Below are 3222 nucleotides of genomic sequence, written 5' to 3'. Positions count from 1 at the left end.
CATCCGGCTCACGGGCGGCTTCGGCGACGCCGCGGCGACCGTCGAGGCGGGTGAGGCGCTGACGCGGCGCCCCGAGCTCGTGCTCGTGTGCACGAAGGCGCAGGATGCCGAGGCCGCGATCACGGCGAACGCCGCCCTCATCGACGGCGTACCGGTGGTCGTGGTGCAGAACGGCCTCGACGGCGTCGACACGGCGTCGCGGTTGCTGCCGGGCTCGTCGTGCATGGGCGTCCTCTCGATCATCGCCGCGAACTACACCGAGCCGGGCGTGGTGCGGGTCACGACCACCGCCGCCAGCTACCTCGGGCGCGGCGAGGGCCCGCCTGACGATGAGTGCATCCGCGTCGCCGCCCTGCTCTCCGAGGCGGTTCCGGTCATCGCGATCGGCAACTTCCGCGGGGCGCAGTGGACGAAGCTCGTCGTCAACATGGTCAACGCGGTGCCGGCCATCGTGGGTCGCAGCGTGCAGGACGTCATCGGCGACCGGCGACTGCGCCGGGTGGTCACCGCCTCCATGCGGGAGTGCGTCCGCACCGGCGTCGCCCGCGGCATCCGCTTCGGTTCGCTGCAGGGTCTCGGCGACCGCCGCCTGCGCCTCTTCGCCCGGGTGCCACTCGCCGTCGGCCAGGTGCTGCCGTGGCTGATGGCCCGCCGCATGGGGCGGGTGCCGAACCTCGGGTCGACGCAGCAGAGCCTGCGCCGGGGGCAGCCCACCGAGGTGGACTTCCTCAACGGGGCCGTCGTGCGCGAGGCATCCGCTGCCGGATCGGATGCACCGGTCAATCGCGCCCTCGTCGATCTCGTGCACGAGGTCGAGCGGAGCGGCAGCCTGCCGACGAGCCGCGTGCTCGCCGCCACCCGCGTCTGAACTGCTGGGCACCTCGTACGTCTCGTGACGCCGGCTCGCGCGTCGGGCCGGACGCCGGGCCTGCCCGAGCACGACCGAGGGGGCCCGGTCTCCCGGGCCCCCTCAGTGCGTGTCAGCGGATCAGGCGCGCTTGCGTCGGATCCGGGCGATCACCAGGAAGGCGATGCCCGCGATGACGATGACGCCCGCGACGATCGCGATGGTGGTGCCTGCGAAGCCCGTGCTCGCGAGGCCCGTGCCGCCGCCGGCAGCTGCCGTCGTCGCGTTCGCCTTCGGTCCAGTCGCGCAGTCGGGCGTGGCCTCGGGGTAGGTGAGCGACACGGCGAGTGTCGGGTTCACCTCGAAGGACGCCGTGGTGATGCCGCGCGTCCAGGCGAAGTTGCCGTCGGTCTCGACCCAGGCGTCGCCGATCTTCTCCCAGCCGGGCCAGCCGGTCGGGGTGACGCCGTCCTCGGCGACGGAGGCGCCGGGCCAGAGCACCTTACCCGTCAGGGTGTTGTCCTCGCGAAGCTCGCCGAGCTCGAGGCGCTCGCTGTTCGTGCCGTCGCTGAGCACCAGGGTGACGAGGCGGCTCGTGGCCTGCTCATCGGGATCCGTGAGCGCGACCGAGTAGGTGATCCAGGGAACGTCCGCCTCGCAGACGCCGGTGGCGACGGAGCCGGTGAGCGTCGGGGCGACGCACGGCACGTCGTTCAGGCTCCACGGGCCGAACACCTTCGACGCCTCGCCCGTCAGGAACGCGTAGCCGTCTGCCGGCGTCGCCGTCAGCGTCAGCTTGCCACCTGCGACGACCTCGCTCCAGACGACGCCCACGAGCGCCTTGTCGTATGCGACGGACTCGTTGTCCGCGCCGCAGAAGTCCTCGAACGCCGCCGTCGGCACCGCGATCTTCACGATGCATGGAACCTGGTTCAGCGCCCACGGACCGAACGTCTTCGATGCCTCGCCGCGCTCGAACTCGTAGCCCTCAGCGGGGGTCGCCGTCAGCGTGACCGTGCCGCCCTCGACGACCTTGCTCCACACGACGCCGACGAGCTGCTCGTCGTACGCGAGCACGTAGTTGTCGACACCGCACTCGTCGACGAAGGAGGCCGTCGGAACGGCGATCTTCTCGGGGCACGGCTTCTGGTTCAGCTCCCAGGGCCCGAAGACCTTCGACGACAGGCCGCCCTCGAATGCGAAGCCCGACGCAGGAGTCGCGGTCAGCGTGAGCTTGCCGTCGGCGACGACCTTGTTCCACACGACGCCGACGAGCGTCTGGTCGTACGCCAGCGCGTAGTTGTCAGCACCGCACTCGTCGGCGAAGGTCGCGGTCGGCACGGGGATCGTGGTCACGCAGGGCGTCTGGTTCAGGGTCCACGGACCGAAGGTCTTGGAGGTCGTGCCGTCTGCGAACACGTGGTTCGGCTTGGCCGTGGCGGTCAGGGTGACCTTGCCGTCGGCGACGACCTTGTTCCACGTCACGCCCTCGAGGTCGGCGTCGTACGTGAGCACGTAGTTGTCGACGCCGCAGTCGTCGGCGAAGCTCGCCGAGGGCACCGGGATCGTGGTGACGCACGGCGTCTGGTTCAGGGACCAGGGACCGAAGGTCTTCGAGGTCTTGCCGTCGGCGAACACGTAGCCGGCCTTCACCGTGGCGGTCAGCGTGACCTTGCCACTGGCGATGACCGTGTTCCACGTGACGCCCTCGAGCGCCGGGTCATACGTGAGGACGAAGTTGTCGGCACCGCAGGCATCGGAGAACGTCGCCGTCGGCACCTGGACCTTGGTCGGCTGCTTCACGCAATCCTCGTACTGGAGGAGCGACTGGTCGCCCTGGGCCGCCACGTTGTAGGTCTTTCCCTGCTTCACGTAGGTGAACGCCGGGTAGATGTCGCGCTTGTCCTGGTGGTCGATGTGACCCGCGTGGAAGAACGCGCTGACCGAGGTGGTGAGGCGGACATAGGGGTTGGACGCGCTTCCCGTGGCGTGACAGAAGGTGATCTTCTTCACGGTGCCATCGCCGCAGTTCGCCGCGGAGATGGTCAGTCGGCCGGTGTCGGTGTTCTGCGTACCGTTCGACCACTCGGTCTTGAGGGTGAGCTCGTACGTGCCGGCCTCGACGCCGTACTCGACGAACTTCTCCGACTTGTTCTTGCCGATCTCGGTGCCGACGGGCACGACGTCGGGGTCGGACGAGGTGAGGACCTTCTCGACCTTGGCCTCGGAGTTCTGGACCGTCCACGTGATGTCGAAGGTGCTCGACTCCGCGTCGCATGCCGCGACGCCCGTGATCGTGTTGTGGTGCGCGCTCGCGGGAGCCGCGACGCCGACGAGGGCGAGTCCGGCGCCGAGCGCCACGGCGGTCAGCGCGG

The 3222-nt window shown here is 69.7% G+C and carries 2 protein-coding genes; one reads left to right on the top strand and one right to left on the bottom strand.

All coding sequences use genetic code 11. The features are described from left to right. The coding region (locus tag GH736_RS19820; protein ID WP_159606391.1) for a ketopantoate reductase family protein at positions 1 to 868 on the top strand (868 nt) is incomplete at its 5' end. Between the two features lie 120 nt (positions 869 to 988). Here the strand turns inward: GH736_RS19820 and GH736_RS25250 are convergent. After that, positions 989 to 3222: InlB B-repeat-containing protein (locus GH736_RS25250; RefSeq protein ID WP_235934516.1), on the bottom strand; the 2234-nt coding region annotated here is incomplete at its 5' end.

The sequence above is a fragment of the Agromyces humi genome, from assembly GCF_009720255.1.
GTDB lineage: Bacteria > Actinomycetota > Actinomycetes > Actinomycetales > Microbacteriaceae > Agromyces > Agromyces humi.
This window is presented reverse-complemented; position numbering and strand designations above follow the sequence as displayed.